The organism is Streptomyces sp. NPDC050564, assembly GCF_044457265.1.
In the GTDB taxonomy this organism is placed as follows: domain Bacteria; phylum Actinomycetota; class Actinomycetes; order Streptomycetales; family Streptomycetaceae; genus Streptomyces.
Window position 1 is genome coordinate 217,243 of record NZ_JBITGS010000016.1, and the last position, 17,274, is coordinate 234,516.

Below are 17,274 nucleotides of genomic sequence, written 5' to 3' on the forward strand. Positions count from 1 at the left end.
CCGCCGCCCGCCTCTTCTGCACGTTCGTCGAACCCGGCGCCGACCGAGGCGAGCGAGCGCCGCGGTGGAAAAATGCCTGAGTAGGCCCAGGGTGTTGGCTGTACGTTGTGCAGGCGCGCCGAACAAGGGGCGCCGCGCGGGGGCCGACCGCGGCGCGGCGTACGCACCGCTACGAGGGCGAGGAAGCGCCTGGAGCAGTGATCACCCGGGCGCGTTCTCCCCAGCTGTGGTTACCCGATCCCGGTGTGTGTGCACGCGAGGTGCACGGCTTTGCCGCACGGCAAGTATCCGCAGATCAGCAGACGTTTCGAGGCAGACCCACTGTGTTCCTGACGATCAGTACCACCGGTACCCCAGAGCGCCCCGCGACCGACCTCGGCTTTCTGCTGCACAAGCATCCCGACAAGGCGCAGGCGTTCTCGACCTCCTACGGCACGGCGCACGTCCTCTACCCGGAGGCGTCCGTCGAGCGGTGCACGGCCGCGCTGCTGCTCGAGGTCGACGCGGTGGCGCTGGTGCGGCGGGGCAAGGGCAAGGGCCGCGGCGGGGCGCCCGACGCCGCGCTCGCGCAGTACGTCAACGACCGCCCGTACGCGGCATCCTCCCTGCTCGCGGTGGCGCTGAGCGCCGTGTTCTCCAGCGCGATGAAGGGCCAGTGCACCGCGAGGCCCGAACTGCCGGAGCAGACCAGGCCGCTGCGGATCGAGGTGCCCGCGCTGCCCGCCCGCGGCGGTGCCGACCTCGTACGGGCGCTGTTCGAGCCGCTCGGATGGACGGTGACGGTCGAGGCGGTGGCGCTGGACGAGCAGTTCCCCGAGTGGGGCGACTCCCGCTATGTACGTCTGGAACTGGAAGCGACGCGGCTGACGCTCGCCGAAGCCCTGCGCCACCTCTACGTGCTGCTCCCGGTGCTCGACGACGCCAAGCACTACTGGGTGTCGTCCGACGAGGTCGACAAGCTGCTGCGGGCGGGTGAGGGCTGGCTGCCGGACCACCCGGAGCAGAAGTTGATCACCAGCCGGTATCTCTCGCGCCGCTGGTCGCTGACGCGTGAGGCGATGGAGCGGCTGGAGCTCGTGCGGCTCGCCGAGGCCGACGACACCGAGGTCGAGGAGATCGACAACGCCGTCGACGAAGAGACGGACACCGAAGAGAAGCCGGTGCCGCTCGCCGTGCAGCGCCGGGACGCGATCCTCGCCGCGCTGCACGCGTCCGGCGCGGGCCGCGTCCTCGATCTCGGCTGTGGACAGGGCCAGTTGGTGCAGGCGCTGCTCAAGGACACGAGGTTCACCGAGATCGTCGGCGTCGACGTGTCGATGCGCGCGCTCACCATCGCCTCGCGGCGGCTCAAGCTGGACCGCATGGGCGAGCGGCAGGCATCGCGGGTACAGCTCCTCCAGGGCTCGCTCGCCTACACCGACAACCGCCTCAAGGGGTACGACGCCGCCGTGCTCAGTGAGGTCGTCGAGCACCTCGACCTGCCCCGGCTGCCCGCCCTGGAGTACGCGGTGTTCGGCTCCGCGCGCCCGCGGACGGTCCTCGTGACGACGCCGAACGTCGAGTACAACGTCCGCTGGGAGACCCTCCCGGCCGGGCACTCCCGGCACGGCGACCACCGCTTCGAATGGACGCGGGAGGAGTTCCGGACCTGGGCCCGGACGGTGGCCGAACGTCACGGCTACGCCGTGGAGTTCACGCCCGTCGGCCCTGACGACCCCGAAGTGGGCCCGCCCACGCAGATGGCCACATTCACGCTCACCGCCCCGAAGGAGGAGAAGGCCGCATGACGAACGAGACGCCCGCCAAGGCGCGCACCCTGCCCGTGACCGACCTGTCCCTCGTGGTGCTGATCGGCGCGTCCGGCTCGGGCAAGTCCACCTTCGCCCGCAAGCACTTCAAACCGACCGAGGTGATCTCCTCCGACTTCTGCCGCGGCCTGGTCGCCGACGACGAGAACGACCAGAGCGCCAGCGGCGACGCCTTCGATCTACTGCACTACATCGCGGGCAAGCGGCTCGCGGCGGGCCGGCGAACCGTCGTGGACGCCACCAGCGTTCAGCAGGAGAGCCGCCGCCAGTTGATCGAACTCGCCAAGAAGTACGACGTGTTGCCCATCGCGATCGTGCTGGACGTGCCGGAGGACGTGTGCGCCGAGCGCAACGCCGCCCGCACCGACCGCGCCGACATGCCGCGTCGCGTCATCCAGCGCCACATCCGCGAACTCCGCCGCTCGCTGCGCCACTTGGAGCGCGAGGGGTTCAGAAAGGTGCACGTCCTGCGGGGCGTGGAGGAGATCGAGAGCGCCGAGGTCAGTACCGAGAAGCGGTTCAACGACCTGACGCACCTCACCGGACCCTTCGACATCATCGGCGACGTCCACGGCTGCGCCTCGGAACTGGAGAGCCTGCTCGGCAAGCTCGGTTACGTCGACGGAACGCACCCGCAGGGCCGTACGGCCGTCTTCGTCGGCGACCTCGTCGACCGCGGCCCGGACACCCCGGGCGTCCTGCGTCGGGTGATGTCCATGGTCGGCTCGGGCGACGCCCTGTGCGTGCCCGGCAACCACGAGAACAAGTACGGGCGTTACCTCAAGGGCCGCAAGGTCCAGCACACCCACGGCCTCGCCGAGACGATCGCGCAGATGGAGGAGGAGGGCGAGGAGTTCAGGAAGCAGGTGCGGGAGTTCCTCGACGGACTCGTCAGTCACTACGTTCTCGACGGGGGCAAGCTCGTCGTCTGCCACGCCGGTCTGCCCGAGAAGTATCACGGGCGGACCTCGGGGCGGGTGCGCTCGCACGCGCTGTACGGCGACACGACCGGTGAGACGGACGAGTTCGGGCTGCCGGTGCGCTATCCGTGGGCGGAGGAGTACCGGGGCCGGGCGGCCGTCGTCTACGGTCACACCCCGGTTCCGACGGCCACCTGGCTGAACAACACCATCTGCCTCGACACGGGTGCCGTCTTCGGCGGCAAGCTCACCGCGCTGCGCTGGCCGGAGCGCGAGCTCGTCGACGTACCGGCCGAGCAGGTCTGGTACGAGCCGACGAGGCCGCTCGCCTCCGAGGCGCCCGGCGGTCACGAGGGCCGTCCGCTCGACCTCGCGGACGTGCACGGCCGGCGGGTCGTCGAGACGCGGTACGCCGGACGCGTGTCGGTCCGCGAGGAGAACGCGGCGGCGGCCCTGGAGGTCATGAGCCGCTTCGCCGTGGACCCACGGCTGCTGCCGTACCTGCCGCCGACCATGGCACCGACCGCGACCTCGCACATCGAGGGCTACCTGGAGCATCCCGCCGAAGCCTTCGCGCAGTACAAGGAGGACGGGGTCGCCCGGGTCGTGTGCGAGGAGAAGCACATGGGCTCGCGGGCGGTGGCGCTGGTCTGCCGGGACGCGGGGGTGGCACGCGAGCGCTTCGGTGTCGGGGGAGGCCCGACCGGGTCGCTCTACACCCGCACCGGCCGTCCCTTCTTCGACGACACCGCCGTCACCGAGGAGATCCTCGGCCGGGTGCGGGCCGCCGCGACCGAGGCCGGACTCTGGAAGGAACTCGAGACGGACTGGCTGCTGCTCGACGCCGAGTTGCTGCCGTGGTCGCTGAAGGCGTCCGGGCTGCTGCGCAGTCAGTACGCGGCGGTCGGCGCCGCGTCCGGAGCCGCGTTCCCGGGAGCGCTGGCCGCACTCGAAGGGGCTGCGGAGCGCGGGGTCGACGTACGGGACCTGCTGACGCGGCAGCGTGAACGCGCCGCGGACGCCGAGGCGTTCACGGACGCCTACCGGCGCTACTGCTGGACCACGGAGGGCCTGGACGGTGTCCGACTGGCACCGTTCCAGATCCTCGCCGTCCAGGGCCGGAGCCTCGCCGCCGTGCCGCACGACGAGCAGCTCGCGCTGATCGACCGCCTTGTGGAACACGACGGGAGCGGTCTGCTGCAGACCACCCGGCGGCTCTTCGTCGACACCGGTGACCCGGAGTCGGTGCGGGCCGGCGTCGACTGGTGGCTGGAGATGACGGGTCGCGGGGGCGAGGGCATGGTCGTCAAGCCGGCCGGCGCGGTGGTGCGCGGTGCGCAGGGTCGACTTGTGCAGCCCGGCATCAAGTGCCGGGGGCGGGAGTACCTGCGGATCATCTACGGTCCGGAGTACACGCGTCCCGAGAACCTCGTGCGGCTGCGGGGGCGGTTCCTGAACCACAAGCGGTCGCTCGCCATCCGGGAGTACGCGCTGGGGCTCGAGGCCCTGGACCGGCTCGCGGAGGGTGAGCCGTTGTGGCGGGTGCACGAGGCCGTGTTCGGGGTATTGGCGCTGGAGTCGGAGCCGGTGGACCCGAGGCTGTGAAGTTCCCCGCCCCCTTCAGGGACGCGGGGAACTGCGCAATCTTTGAGGGGGGTCTGGGGCGCAGCCCCCAGGGGCGGGACGGGCAGGGGCGGAGGGGGCGAAACACGCTGGGCGGAACCGCGCGAGACGTGCCGGACGTCCCTCAAGTGATCAACTTGAGGAGTGCGCAGTGCGGATCTACATCAGCGCGGACATGGAAGGCGTCACCGGCCTCGTCGACGCCGACGATGTCCAGCCCGGCGGCCGCGACTACGAGCGCGGCCGCCTGATGATGGCGGAGGATGTCAACGCCGCCGTCCGGGGCGCGATCACGGCCGGCGCCACCGACATCGTGGTCAACGACGCCCACGGCCCCATGCGCAACATGCTGCCCGAGGCCCTCCACCCGGCGGTCCGCCTCATCCGCGGCAAGCCCAAGCACATGGGCATGCTCGAAGGCCTCACCCCCGAACACGACGCCGTGATCTGCGTCGGCTACCACTCCCGCGCCGGGGCGCTCGGCGTGCTGAGCCACAGCTTCATGGGGCACGAGATCGAGGACATGTGGTTGGACGGCCGGCCGGTCGGCGAGATCGGGCTCGCCCACGCCACCGCGGCGGCGATCGGCGTACCCGTGGTGGCCCTCACCGGTGACGACGCCGCCTGCGCCGAGGCCACCGCGTGGGACGACTCCGTCGCCACGGTCGCGGTGAAGTTCGCGCGGGATCGTTTCGCGGCGGACCTGCGGCCGACGGCGGAGGCGCGGGGAGCCATCCAGGAGGCGGTCGGTGCCGCCCTGGCCGCGGTGCCGAAGGTACGCGCGCAGGCGTCGCCTGCCGCCTCCACGCTCGCCGTCCGGTGGCAGTCGGCCTCCGTGCCCGCCACGCTCCTGGGCATCCCGGGAGTCACCGCCACGGACAGCCGGACGGTCCAGGCGCAGGGGGAACTCCCGGCCCTGTACCGGCTGTTCGGCGTGTGGATGCGGGTGGCGGCGTCCCTGACCAACCAGCCGCCGTACTGCTGAACGCGTCGCCGCCCGCCGGTCAGAGCGTAATTCGCCCCCTCCGCCCCTGCCCGTCCCGTCCCTGGGGGCTGCGCCCCCAGCCCCCCCCTCAAAGATTGCGCAGTTCCCCGCGCCCCTGAAAAGGGGCGCGGGGAACTGCGCGAACAACCCCCACGCACCCGCAGCCGAAAGGCTGGTCGGGACGGGTAGGGGCGGAGGGGGCGAAAACCCACCCTCGTCACCCCACCCCCCGTCACCCCACCAACCGCAAACGCACCTCCGCCATCCCCACCCGCACCGTCTGCCCCCACACCAGCTCCACCGCATCCCCCTCCATCCCGTCGCCGAACGCGATCAGCCGGTCCGACTCGACGGTCAGGGACAGCCGGGCGGAGGAGATGAGTTCGCCGGCCACGAGTGACGTTCCTGTGGCGGGGGACGGCCAGGCCTCGCGGACGAACCAGAGGAGGCGTTCGTCCGTGGGGCCGGGCAGTGGCAGTTCGCCGCCCCGCTCCTGCCACACGGAGCGGAGCCAGCCGCTGGCCCCCGTCCCGGTGCCGACCAGGACACCGGAGGAGGCCTGGGGCTCGACGGCACCCCCGTACTCGTCGAGCCCCAGCCGGTAGCGGGCCGTCTGATGGCCCGCGGCTCCTAGATAGATCTCGTTGAGCGCGACCAGCCGTTGCGTGTCGTCCGCGACCGCCTCGACCATGGTCAGCTCGTCCGCCCGGCCGCCGTGCGCCGAGGCGAGCAGGGAGCCCGCGTCCTTGGGGCGGTGCCGCACCAGCACCCCCGGGTTGCGTCCGGGATCGGTGTCGATGCCCACGACCGGCTGGCCCGTCAGGTACTTGGCCACATTCGCGACCAGCCCGTCCTGCCCGACCACGACCACGACGTCCTCCGGCGCGAACAGGAAACGGTCCAGGTCCGCGCGCTCCACCCGGGCCTGCCGCCAGGTCAGCGGGACCGCCGAAACCACCTCGGCCAGTGCCTCCCGCGCCCGCCGGTGCCGCTCGGCCACCTCCTCGATGTCCCGCCCCCGGGAGGAGAGGAAGAACGCCGCCTGCCCGTGCGTGCCGTGCCGGGCCACCAACTCCTCGTACTCCGTGGTGCGATGGACGAGGACGACCCGCGGCGCGAGACTCACGCCGGTTCCCCCGAGGCTCCGTTGCCCAGCTTGGCGAGCAGTCCTGTCAGGACGTCCGGCGACACCGTGACGCTCTCGATGCGCGGCAGGTTCTCCGCGAGCCGTGCGCCCGTCAGGGCGTGCAGCGTGGCGACGTCCACGTCCCCGTGGACCCGCAGCCAGGCGGCCTGCGCCTCGGCGCGCGCCGCACCGACCTCGCGCGCGGCCTGTGCCTCGGCCCCGGCGAGCCGCACCTTGCGTGTGGCCTCCGCCTCCGCGAGGCGCAGCGACCGGGTGGCCTCCGCCTCCGCGAGACGAACCGTGCGCGCGGCTTCCGCCCCGGCGCGAACGGCGTCCGCCGCCGCGTGTTCCTCGGCCTCGCGCCGCGTGTTCGTGCCGCGCTGGTCGACCAACTGCTCCTCGCGCCTGGCGAGTTCGATCTGGCTGGCGAGTTCGTTCTCGGCGATGGCGCGCTCCCGCTCGACGGCGACGGCACGGCGCTCGTACGTCGCCTTGTCCGCGTCCTGCTGGATCTGCTCGCGGGCCGGCGTGCGCAGCGCACGCTCCACCTCGGGCTCAGGGCGCAGCGCGACGACCCGTACGGCCACCACCTCGATCCCCGTCGCGGGCAGCCGGGGCTCTGCGGCGAGCCCGCCCGCGATCCGTTCCCGTACCGCCGCGACGCCGTCGACCAGGGCGGCCGCCAGTGACGTACGTGCCAGGACGTCGAGCGCGTGCTGCTGGGCCGTCTCGGTCAGCAGGGTCGAGAGCTGCTCCAGGGGAGCGCCGCGCCAGGCGCCCGTGTCGGGGTCGATGGAGAAGTCCAGGCGCGCGGCCGCGATCGCCGGATCGCTGATGCGGTAGGTGACCGTCGCCTGCACCGCTACGTCCTGGAAGTCGGACGTACGGGCGTGGAAGGTCATCGCCAACTCGCGGTCGTCGACCGGTACTTCGGAGAGCGCGGCGGTCAGGGAGCGGTACCAGAAGCTCAGTCCGGGGCCGTCGTGCACCAGGCTGCCGGAGCGGTGGTGCCGGACATGGGCGGTCGGCGCCCCGCGCAGACGGCGCCAGCCGAGACGCCGGGTGATGTCGGCCATGAGTACCCCCTCGTCGCCGGCGATGTCGGCGACCCCTCGTTCCTCTTTTTCGTCACTGAGACGATAATGGCGGAGCCTGTTTATCGTCAAGGGGACGAAATGAATGCGGCGCAGCTCCCGCGATCGGCGGGTGAACAGGCGTCCGGATGGTCAGGATGGAGGCATGGGATTCCATGTCGACTCCGAGGCCGGGCGGCTGCGCCGCGTCATCCTGCACCGGCCGGATCTTGAGCTCAAAAGGCTCACCCCCAGTAACAAGGACGCCCTGCTCTTCGACGACGTGCTGTGGGTGCGTCGGGCGCGCGCGGAGCACGACGGGTTCGCCGACGTACTGCGCGACCGCGGGGTCGCCGTCCACCTCTTCGGCGACCTGCTCACCGAGGCCCTGGAGATCCCGGCGGCCAGATCGCTCGTGCTGGACCGGGTCTTCGACGAGAAGGAGTACGGGCCGCTCGCCACCGACCATCTGCGGGCCGCCTTCGAGACGCTGCCCGCCCCGGAGCTGGCGTCCGTGCTCGTCGGCGGCATGACCAAGCGGGAGTTCCTGGACGCCCACGCGGAGCCGACCTCGGTGCGCTTCCATGTCATGGACCTCGACGACTTCCTGCTCAGGCCGTTGCCCAACCATCTGTTCACCCGGGACACCTCCGCCTGGATCTACGACGGGGTCTCCATCAATGCCATGCGCTGGCCGGCCCGGCAGCGCGAGACCGTGCACTTCGAGGCGATCTACCGGCACCACCCGCTCTTCCGTGACGAGACCTTCCATCTCTGGTCGGAGGGGCAGATCGACTATCCGTCGACCATCGAGGGCGGCGACGTGCTCGTCATCGGCAATGGCGCGGTGCTCATCGGCATGAGTGAGCGGACCACGCCGCAGGCCGTCGAGATGCTCGCGCACAAGCTGTTCGCGGCGGGCTCGGCACGCACGATCGTGGCGCTCGACATGCCCAAGCGGCGGGCGCTCATGCACCTCGACACCGTGATGACGATGGTCGACGGCGACATCTTCACGCAGTACGCGGGGCTCGGCATGCTCCGCTCGTACACCATCGAACCGGGCGCGCAGGACAGCGAGTTGAAGGTCACCGACCATCCCCCGGAGCACATGCACCGTGCGATCGCCGCGGCGCTGGGTCTGAGCGAGATCCGTGTCCTGACCGCCACCCAGGACGTGCACGCGGCCGAGCGGGAGCAGTGGGACGACGGGTGCAACGTCCTCGCCGTGGAACCGGGCGTCGTGGTCGCCTATGAGCGGAATTCCACCACCAACACGCATCTGCGCAAGCAGGGCATCGAGGTCATCGAGATTCCGGGCAGCGAGCTGGGGCGGGGGCGGGGCGGGCCGCGCTGTATGAGCTGTCCGGTGGAACGCGAGGCCGTGTAGTCCCCGTATAGAAATTCTGGGCATCGTATAGAATTCCAAGGTCCCCGTCTTCGTAACCCTGGAGCGCCCCCATGGCGACAGTCCCGACCGCCCTCGCCGGCCGCCACTTCCTCAAGGAGCTGGACTTCACGGAAGAGGAGTTCCGCGGTCTGATCGAGCTGGCCGCCGAGCTCAAGGCGGCCAAGAAGGCCGGGACCGAGACCCCGTATCTGCGGGGCAGGAACATCGCGCTGATCTTCGAGAAGACCTCCACGCGTACGCGCTGCGCCTTCGAGGTCGCGGCGGCGGACCAGGGCGCCTCGACGACGTATCTGGACCCGTCCGGCTCACAGATAGGCCACAAGGAGTCCGTGAAGGACACCGCGCGCGTCCTCGGCCGGATGTTCGACGCCATCGAGTACCGGGGCGACAGCCAGGCCTCCGTCGAGGAACTGGCCGCGTACGCCGGTGTGCCCGTCTACAACGGTCTGACCGACGACTGGCACCCGACCCAGATGCTCGCCGACGTGCTCACGATGACCGAGCACTGCGACAAGCCGCTCGGTGAGATCGCCTTCGCCTACCTCGGCGACGCCCGCTTCAACATGGGCAACTCGTATCTGATCACCGGCGCGCTGCTCGGCATGGACGTCCGCGTCGTCGCACCCAAGACCTACTGGCCGGCTGACGAGATCGTCACGCGGGCCCGCGAACTCGCCGAGCACAGCGGCGGCCGCGTCACCCTCACCGAGGACGTCTCCGAGGGTGTCCTCGGCGCGGACTTCGTCGCGACGGACGTCTGGGTCTCCATGGGCGAGCCCAAGGCGGTCTGGGACGAGCGCATCGCCGCGCTGTCACCGTACGCCGTGACGATGGACGTGCTGCGCGCCACCGGCAACCCCGACGTGAAGTTCCTGCACTGCCTGCCGGCCTTCCACGACCTCGGCACCAAGGTCGGCCGCGAGCTGTACGAGACCCATGGCCTGGAATCCCTCGAGGTCACCGACGAGGTCTTCGAGTCGGCGCACTCGGTCGTCTTCGACGAGGCGGAGAACCGGCTGCACACCATCAAGGCGATCCTGGTCGCGACCCTGGCCTGACGACAGCCCCGTAGATCCTGGCCTGTCCCACCTCTCAGCAGGCCTTATCCTGACCGGCGGCCCGGACCACCCCTTCCGTGGCCGCCGCGCGACCCACCACGCGTCGCACCCGCACCACCGGAAATGAGCACCACCCGCATGCCCGCTCCACGGATTCCTCGTATCAAGTCCCCCGAGCTCCTCATCGCCGAATCCGGCACGGACCTCGAAGGCCATGGCCTCAAGCGCACCATGGGCCTCTTCCAGCTCGTCTGCTTCGGCATCGGCGCGATCGTCGGCACCGGGATCTTCGTCGGCCTGTCCGACTCGGTCGCCCAGGCCGGACCCGCCGTGGTCGTCTCCTTCATCCTTGCGGCGATCACCTGCGTCTTCACGGCGTTCGCGTTCGCGGAGCTCGGCGGCGCGATCCCGGTCTCGGGATCCTCGTACTCCTTCGCGTACGCCGGACTCGGCGAGAGCACGGCCTTCCTGGTCGGCTGGTGTCTGCTTCTGGAGTACGGCGTCTCCGTCTCGGCCGTCGCCGTCGGCTGGAGCCAGTACGTGAATGAGCTGCTCGACAGCCTCACCGGCCTGCAGCTCCCCGCCGCCCTTTCCTCGGGACCGGCCGACGGCGGGGTCATCAACGTCCCCGCGGTCATCGTGATCGCCCTGGCCTCGGTCCTGCTCGTGCGCGGTGTGCGCGAGAGCGCCCGGGCGACCGCCGCCATGGCCGTGCTGAAGCTGGCGATCCTGGTGCTCTTCTGCGCGATCGGGTTCAGCGCCTTCAAGGACGGCAACCTCACGCCGTTCTCGCCGACCGGACTCGGCGGCATCGGCGCGGGCACCACGGCCGCGTTCTTCTCGTACATCGGCTTCGACGCGATCACCACGGCAGGCGAGGAGGCCAGGAACCCGCGTCGTAACATCCCGATCGCCATCATGATCTGCATCGGGCTGGTCACGCTGCTGTACTGCGCCGTGGCACTGGCCGCGATCGGCGCGATCGGCGGGGACAAGGTCGGCGGTCAGCCGGCCGCGCTGTCGTACGTCGTCAACGAGGTGACCGGCTCCACCGTCGGCGGCGGGGTCATCGCCTTCGGCGCGGTCGTCGCCATCGCCTCGGTCGTGCTCGCGGTGATGTACGGGCAGACCCGCATCCTCATGTCGATGTCCCGCGACGGACTCATCCCGCGCGTCTTCGAGAAGATCTCGCCCAAGTCCTCGACGCCGGTGGCGGGCACCTTGATCGTCGCGGTCGTCTTCGCGATTCCCGCGGCCTTCGCCTCGCTCGACGCCGCGGTCAACCTGTGCACCATCGGCACGCTCGCCACCATGGCCGCGGTCAATGTCGCGGTGATCGCGCTGCGCCGCCGGGAGCCGGGCCTCGCCCGCACCTTCCGGGTGCCGCTCTACCCCGTCGTACCACTGCTCGGCGTGGGCTTCTGCCTGTATCTGATGTACGAGACGGGCTGGACGACCTGGGTGCAGTTCGCCCTGTTCCTGGTGGCCGGATTCCTGGTGTACGTCCTCTACGGGCGCCGCCATTCCCGGCTGGCCGCGCGGGCGGAGGCTACAGCGGCCGTCGCTGAGCGGGAACCACAGGCAGTCTGAACCAGACCGCCTTGCCGGAGTCGGTCGGGCGGTGGCCGCAGGACGAGCTGAGGGTGCGGATCAGCAGGAGGCCGCGCCCGTGCTCCTGCCAGGGGTCGGGTTCGCCGGCCTGGTGGGGGACCGTGAGATTGCCCGGCGGTGCCGGGTCCGGGTCGTGCACCTCGACCCGGCAGCCGGTCGGCATCAGCTCCACGACCAGCTCTATGGGACCGTCCCCGGCGGCGTGCTCCACTGCGTTGGCGACCAGCTCCGCGGTGAGCAGCTCAGCGGTGTCGCTGTCGGCCGCGTGCTCCAGCTCGGCCAGCGCGGTGCGGACCAGAGCGCGGGCGACGGGCACCGCCGCGACGGTGTGCGGCAGTGCGATGCGCCAGGAGGCGGGGGCTGGGGAGTTGTGCAAGGCGGGTCCGTTCATGGAGCAGGCTGTCCTGCTTTCAACTTTGTGAATGGTACGGGGCCGCCGTACAGAGGCGCTCGGCGGGCCATTTCGGGACATCGGTGCGTGTTCTCCAGGGACGTTCGGCCCGGCGTTCGGCCCGACATACGGCTGCGTACCCAGACGAACGGCCCACCCCGCACGGTCTGTCCCATCGTTACGGGGCTATCGATGATCCGTGACGCGGTGACGATCGCCGGTGACTCCGTGACGCTTGCCCGTGACATGGGAACAGCCTCTGCCGCCCATGCCTTATCGCGCCCTCATGACGACAGTCACAGAGAAGTGATAACTTCATGGAGCAGCCGCAGAGCGCCGCCCCCGCCCGAGGAGGCCGCACGTCATGAGTCCCTTCACCGGCTCCGCCGCCCACACGTCCGACTGGCAGCACCTGAGGTGCGAGATCGCCGACGGGGTCGCCACGGTCACCCTGGCCCGCCCCGAGAAACTCAACGCGCTGACCTTCGGCGCCTACGCCGACCTGCGCGACCTGCTCGCCGAGCTGTCCCGCGAGCGATCCGTACGCGCCTTGGTGCTGGCCGGCGAGGGACGCGGCTTCTGCTCCGGAGGGGATGTCGACGAGATCATCGGCGCGACCCTCGCCATGGACACCGCCCAGCTCCTCGACTTCAACCGGATGACCGGGCAGGTCGTACGAGCCGTACGGGAATGCCCGTTCCCGGTGATCGCGGCGGTGCACGGCGTGGCGGCGGGCGCCGGAGCCGTGCTGGCGCTGGCGGCCGACTTCAGGGTCGCCGACCCCTCGGCCCGCTTCTCGTTCCTCTTCACCCGCGTCGGGCTGTCCGGCGGGGACATGGGCGCGGCCTATCTGCTGCCCCGGGTCGTCGGACTCGGCCACGCGACCCGGCTGCTGATGCTCGGCGAGCCCGTGCGCGCGCCCGAGGCCGAGCGGATCGGCCTGATCAGCCAGCTCAGCGACGAGGGCGGCGCCGACGAGGCCGCACAGCGGCTGGCCCGCCGCCTCGCCGAGGGCCCGGCCCTCGCGTATGCGCAGACCAAGGCCCTGCTCACGGCCGAACTGGACATGCCGCTCGCCGCCTCCGTCGAACTCGACGCCTCGACCCAGGCCCTGCTGATGAACGGGGAGGACTACGCCGAGTTCCATGCCGCGTTCACGGAGAAGCGGCCGCCGAAGTGGCGGGGGCGATAGCCGTGGCGGCGGGCGGCACGGCGCTGCCGGCGGACTCCGGCTCGGTGCCGGCGGAGGGGCACGGACGGCAGGCGGCAGCGGGCGCGCGGCCGCCGGAGGGTGCGAGCGTGCCGGAGGTCGCGGCCGCCGACGCGCGCACACCGCTGCGCGTCGCGGTGATCGGCGGCGGTCCCGGTGGCCTCTACGCCGCCGCCCTCCTCAAGCGACTCGACCCCTCCCGCGAGATCACCCTCTGGGAGCGCAACGCCCCCGACGACACCTTCGGCTTCGGTGTCGTGCTCTCCGACGAGACGCTCGGCGGCATCGAGCACGCCGACCCCGTCGTGTACACCGCGCTCCAGGACGAGTTCGTACGCTGGGACGACATCGACATCGTGCACCGAGGAGTGCGTCACACCTCGGGCGGGCACGGCTTCGCGGCGCTCGGCAGGCGCAGGCTGCTCGAGATCCTGCACGAACGCTGCCGCGCGCTCGGCGTCGAGCTGCGCTTCCGGGCGCAGGCCCCGCCGGTCGACGAGCTCATGGGGGCGTACGACCTCGTCGTCGCCGCCGACGGTGTGCGCAGCCTCACGCGCGCGGCGTACGCGGAGGTGTTCGGGCCCTCCGTCGAGGAGCATCGCTGCCGCTACATCTGGCTCGCCGCCGACTTCGCGTTCGACGCCTTCCGCTTCGAGATCGCCGAGACCGAGCATGGCGTGATGCAGCTGCACGGCTACCCATATTCCCGCCCGTCGCCCGACCACCACCCCTCAACGAGGCCCTCCGGGTCGCAGAATCAATTCGGCGCCTCGACCGTCATCGTGGAGATGCGCGAGGAGGTGTGGCGGTCGGCCGGTTTCGCGGAGCTCGACGAGCAGGAGTCCGTCGAGCGGTGCGCCAAGATCTTCGCGGACGCGCTGGGCGGACGCCCGTTGCGGTCCAACAAGTCGGCGTGGACCACGTTCCGGACGGTCGTCAACGACCGTTGGGCGCACCGGAACCTGGTCCTCCTCGGCGACGCCGCACACACCGCCCACTTCTCCATCGGCTCCGGCACGAAGCTGGCGGTGGAGGACGCGCTCGCGCTGGCCGCCTGCCTGGAGGAGCACACCGATCTGGCACAGGCCCTCGGCGCCTACGAGGAGGAGCGGCGCCCGGTCGTCGCGTCCACCCAGCGGGCGGCGCGTGCCAGCCTGGAGTGGTTCGAGAACCTGGAACGCTACCTCGATCAGCCCTCACACCAGTTCGCCTTCAACCTCCTCACCCGCAGCCGCCGCGTCACCCACGACAACCTGCGGCTGCGCGACGCGCACTTCACCGAGTCCGTGGAGCGCGAGTTCGGTTGTCCGGCGGGTACGCCCCCGATGTTCACGCCGTTCCGGCTGCGCGGCCTCACCCTGCGCAACCGGGTCGTCGTCTCGCCCATGGACATGTACTCGGCCGTGGACGGCGTCCCCGGCGACTTCCATCTCGTCCACCTGGGCGCGCGGGCACTCGGCGGCGCCGGACTGGTGATGACCGAGATGGTCTGCGTGAGCGCCGAGGGCCGCATCACGCCCGGCTGCGCGGGGCTCTACACCGGCCGGCAGGCCGAGGCCTGGCGGCGGATCACCGACTTCGTCCACGCGCAGGCGCCGGGCACCGCGATCGGCGTGCAGCTCGGCCACTCCGGGCGCAAGGGATCGACCAAGCTGATGTGGGAGGGCATGGACGAGCCGCTGGAGGAGGGCAACTGGCCACTCGTGGCCGCGTCCCCGATCCCGTACAAGCCGGGGAACCAGACGCCCCGCGAGCTGTCGCGTGCCCAACTCACCGACATCCGGGAACAGTTCACCGCCGCCGCCTGGCGCGCCGCGCGCGGCGGCTTCGATCTGCTCGAACTGCACTGCGCCCACGGCTACCTGCTCTCCGGCTTCCTGTCGCCGCTGACCAACCGGCGCACCGACGCGTACGGCGGCTCGCTCGCCCGCAGGCTCCGCTTCCCGCTCGAAGTGTTCGACGCGGTGCGGGCCGTGTGGCCCGAGGAACGGCCCATGACCGTCCGCATCTCCGCCACCGACTGGGCCGACGGCGGCACCACCGGCGACGACGCCGTCGAGATCGCGCGGGCCTTCGCCGCTCACGGCGCCGACGCGGTCGACGTGTCGACGGGCCAGGTGGTGGCGGACGAGCGCCCCGAGTACGGGCGGTCGTACCAGACGCCGTACGCCGACCGGATCCGCTACGAGACCGGCCTCCCCGTGATCGCCGTCGGCGCGATCTCCTCCTGGGACGACGTCAACTCCCTGATCCTGGCCGGCCGTACGGATCTGTGCGCGCTGGCCCGGCCGCACCTGTACGACCCGCACTGGACGCTGCACGCGGCGGCCGAGCAGGGGTACGAGGGTCCGGGCGTCGGCTGGCCGATGCCCTACCGGGCGGGCAGCCGACGCCCGCAGACCGGACGCACCGATGCCCCCAAACCCCGTCTCACGCTCGGGACGTGAGGGCATCCGCGCCCTTACGAAAGGTCGGCCATCCCCGCCGTCAGCGTCGCGCCGTCCGCCGGGTCGACCAGGATGAAGGCACCGGTGCGGCGGGAGTCGGCGTAGTCGTCGAGCGCGAGCGGCTCGGCGGTGCGCAGGGTGATCCGGCCGAGGTCGTTCGCGGTCGGCTCCGCCGCGCCGTCCAGGTCCTTGACGATCGCCTTCACGGTCCGCGTGGTGTGCTTGACCAGCACCCGGTCACCGACCCGCAGCGCGCGGTCGGCCAGATGGCAGACGGCGGCCCGGACGTCCTGCGTGAGCGCGGGCGCGTCGGGCCCGGCGGTGATCATGTCGCCGCGCGCGACATCGCGCTCGTCGGCCAGCCGCAGCGTCAACGACTGGGGCGCGTACGCCGTGCCGGCGTCCCTGCCGAGTACGTCGATGCCGACGATCTCGGAGGTCTCGCCGGACGGGTGGACCGTGACACGGTCGCCGACGCGCAGCTCTCCGGACACCAACTGGCCCGCGTAGCGGCGGACTTCGTCGTGCCGTATGACGTACTGCACCGGGAAGCGCGCCGGAGCGGCCGACACGTCGACGCCCACCGGCACGGTCTCCAGGAACTCCAGCAGTGCCGGACCCTCGTACCAGCCCATGTGCGCCGAACGCTCCACCACGTTGCCCCCGCACAGCGCGGAGACCGGGATCGGCGTGAAGCCGGGCAGGTCCAACTCGGCGGCGTGGCCCGCGAAGTCCTCGACGATGCGCTCGAACTCCTTCTCCTCGTACCCGACGAGGTCCATCTTGTTCACGGCGAGCACGACGTGCGGGACGCGCAGCAGCGCGGCGACGGCGGCGTGCCGGCGGGTCTGCTCGACCACGCCGTGGCGCACGTCGACCAGGACGACGGCCAGGTCGGCGGTGGAGGCGCCGGTAACCATGTTCCGGGTGTACTGCACGTGTCCGGGGGTGTCGGCCAGGATGAAGCGGCGGCGTGCGGTGGCGAAGTAGCGGTACGCGACGTCGATGGTGATGCCCTGTTCGCGCTCGGCGCGCAGGCCGTCGGTGAGGAGGGCGAGGTCGGGCGCGTCCTGGCCACGGTCGGCGGAGACGCGTTCGACGGCCTCCAGCTGGTCCGTCAGGAGGACTTGGAGTCGTGCAGCAGACGTCCGACGAGCGTGGACTTGCCGTCGTCGACGGAACCGGCGGTCGCGAAGCGCAGCGTGTCGATGGCGCTGCTGCTGGTGGTGGCGCTCATCTCTAGAAGTACCCTTCGCGCTTGCGGTCTTCCATCGCGGCCTCGGACATCTTGTCGTCGGCGCGGGTGGCGCCCCGCTCGGTGAGCCGGGAGGCGGCGATCTCGGCGATGACCTGGTCGAGGGTCATCGCGTCGGAGTCGACGGCGCCCGTGCAGGACATGTCGCCGACCGTGCGGTAGCGGACCTGCCGTTTTTCGACGACCTCGCTCTCACGTGGGCCGCCCCACTCGCCCGCGGTCAGCCACATGCCGCCGCGCCGGAACACCTCACGCCGGTGGGCGAAGTAGATCTCGGGCAGTTCGATGCCCTCGCGGGCGATGTACTGCCACACGTCGAGTTCGGTCCAGTTGGACAGCGGGAAGACGCGGACGTG

12 protein-coding genes and 1 pseudogene are annotated in these 17,274 nt (G+C 71.1%); 8 read left to right on the forward strand and 5 right to left on the reverse strand.

What is annotated here, in order from left to right:
• The first annotated feature begins 323 nt into the window (after positions 1-323).
• The 3 genes from ACIBK0_RS25900 (at position 324) to ACIBK0_RS25910 (ending at position 5,336) form a co-directional block, all read left to right on the forward strand.
• Complete coding sequence (locus ACIBK0_RS25900) at positions 324-1,787, forward strand: 3' terminal RNA ribose 2'-O-methyltransferase Hen1 (protein WP_399084488.1); 1,464 nt, start codon at positions 324-326, stop codon at positions 1,785-1,787.
• Positions 1,784-4,333 carry a polynucleotide kinase-phosphatase gene (locus tag ACIBK0_RS25905; protein ID WP_399084491.1) on the forward strand — a complete coding sequence of 850 codons (2,550 nt, stop codon included), beginning with the start codon at positions 1,784-1,786 and terminating at the stop codon, positions 4,331-4,333. The genes ACIBK0_RS25900 and ACIBK0_RS25905 overlap by 4 nt, the downstream gene beginning before the upstream one ends.
• Before the next feature lie 169 nt (positions 4,334-4,502).
• Complete coding sequence (locus ACIBK0_RS25910) at positions 4,503-5,336, forward strand: M55 family metallopeptidase (RefSeq protein ID WP_399084494.1); 834 nt, start codon at positions 4,503-4,505, stop codon at positions 5,334-5,336.
• 232 nt (positions 5,337-5,568) lie between these two features.
• On the opposite strand, the gene ACIBK0_RS25915 is transcribed toward ACIBK0_RS25910, so the two are convergent.
• Positions 5,569-6,462: a hypothetical protein gene (locus ACIBK0_RS25915; RefSeq protein ID WP_399084497.1), complete on the reverse strand. Its 894-nt coding sequence runs from the start codon at positions 6,460-6,462 to the stop codon at positions 5,569-5,571.
• On the reverse strand, positions 6,459-7,538 hold the full coding sequence (locus tag ACIBK0_RS25920; protein WP_399084500.1) for an SPFH domain-containing protein: 1,080 nt from the start codon (positions 7,536-7,538) through the stop codon (positions 6,459-6,461). The genes ACIBK0_RS25915 and ACIBK0_RS25920 overlap by 4 nt, the downstream gene beginning before the upstream one ends.
• A 163-nt stretch (positions 7,539-7,701) precedes the next feature.
• Here ACIBK0_RS25920 and ACIBK0_RS25925 point away from each other — a divergent pair, with 163 nt between their 5' ends.
• From ACIBK0_RS25925 to ACIBK0_RS25935, 3 genes are all read left to right on the forward strand, one after another.
• The gene (locus ACIBK0_RS25925) at positions 7,702-8,925 is read left to right on the forward strand and encodes an arginine deiminase (RefSeq protein WP_399084503.1); all 1,224 of its coding nucleotides are present in this window, start codon (positions 7,702-7,704) and stop codon (positions 8,923-8,925) included.
• A gap of 71 nt (positions 8,926-8,996) precedes the next feature.
• Positions 8,997-10,004 (forward strand): ornithine carbamoyltransferase, encoded by a 1,008-nt coding sequence (gene argF / locus ACIBK0_RS25930; RefSeq protein WP_399084506.1) that lies wholly within the window; start codon positions 8,997-8,999, stop codon positions 10,002-10,004.
• Between the two features lie 138 nt (positions 10,005-10,142).
• On the forward strand, positions 10,143-11,594 hold the full coding sequence (locus ACIBK0_RS25935; RefSeq protein WP_399084509.1) for an amino acid permease: 1,452 nt from the start codon (positions 10,143-10,145) through the stop codon (positions 11,592-11,594).
• Here ACIBK0_RS25935 and ACIBK0_RS25940 read toward each other — a convergent pair.
• On the reverse strand, positions 11,554-12,006 hold the full coding sequence (locus ACIBK0_RS25940; protein WP_399084512.1) for an ATP-binding protein: 453 nt from the start codon (positions 12,004-12,006) through the stop codon (positions 11,554-11,556). The genes ACIBK0_RS25935 and ACIBK0_RS25940 overlap by 41 nt on opposite strands.
• A 364-nt stretch (positions 12,007-12,370) precedes the next feature.
• Between ACIBK0_RS25940 and ACIBK0_RS25945 the strand changes: the two genes are divergently transcribed.
• Positions 12,371-13,198: an enoyl-CoA hydratase family protein gene (locus ACIBK0_RS25945; protein WP_399084516.1), complete on the forward strand. Its 828-nt coding sequence runs from the start codon at positions 12,371-12,373 to the stop codon at positions 13,196-13,198.
• Positions 13,199-13,305: 107 nt separating this feature from the next.
• Positions 13,306-15,663: a bifunctional salicylyl-CoA 5-hydroxylase/oxidoreductase gene (locus ACIBK0_RS25950; protein WP_399084555.1), complete on the forward strand. Its 2,358-nt coding sequence runs from the start codon at positions 13,306-13,308 to the stop codon at positions 15,661-15,663.
• A gap of 14 nt (positions 15,664-15,677) precedes the next feature.
• Here ACIBK0_RS25950 and ACIBK0_RS25955 read toward each other — a convergent pair.
• Both ACIBK0_RS25955 and ACIBK0_RS25960 read right to left on the reverse strand, forming a co-directional pair.
• Positions 15,678-16,900 (reverse strand): annotated as a pseudogene (locus ACIBK0_RS25955) (sulfate adenylyltransferase subunit 1).
• 2 nt (positions 16,901-16,902) lie between these two features.
• A partial coding sequence (locus tag ACIBK0_RS25960; protein WP_399084519.1) for a phosphoadenosine phosphosulfate reductase family protein occupies positions 16,903-17,274 on the reverse strand: 372 nt, incomplete at its 5' end.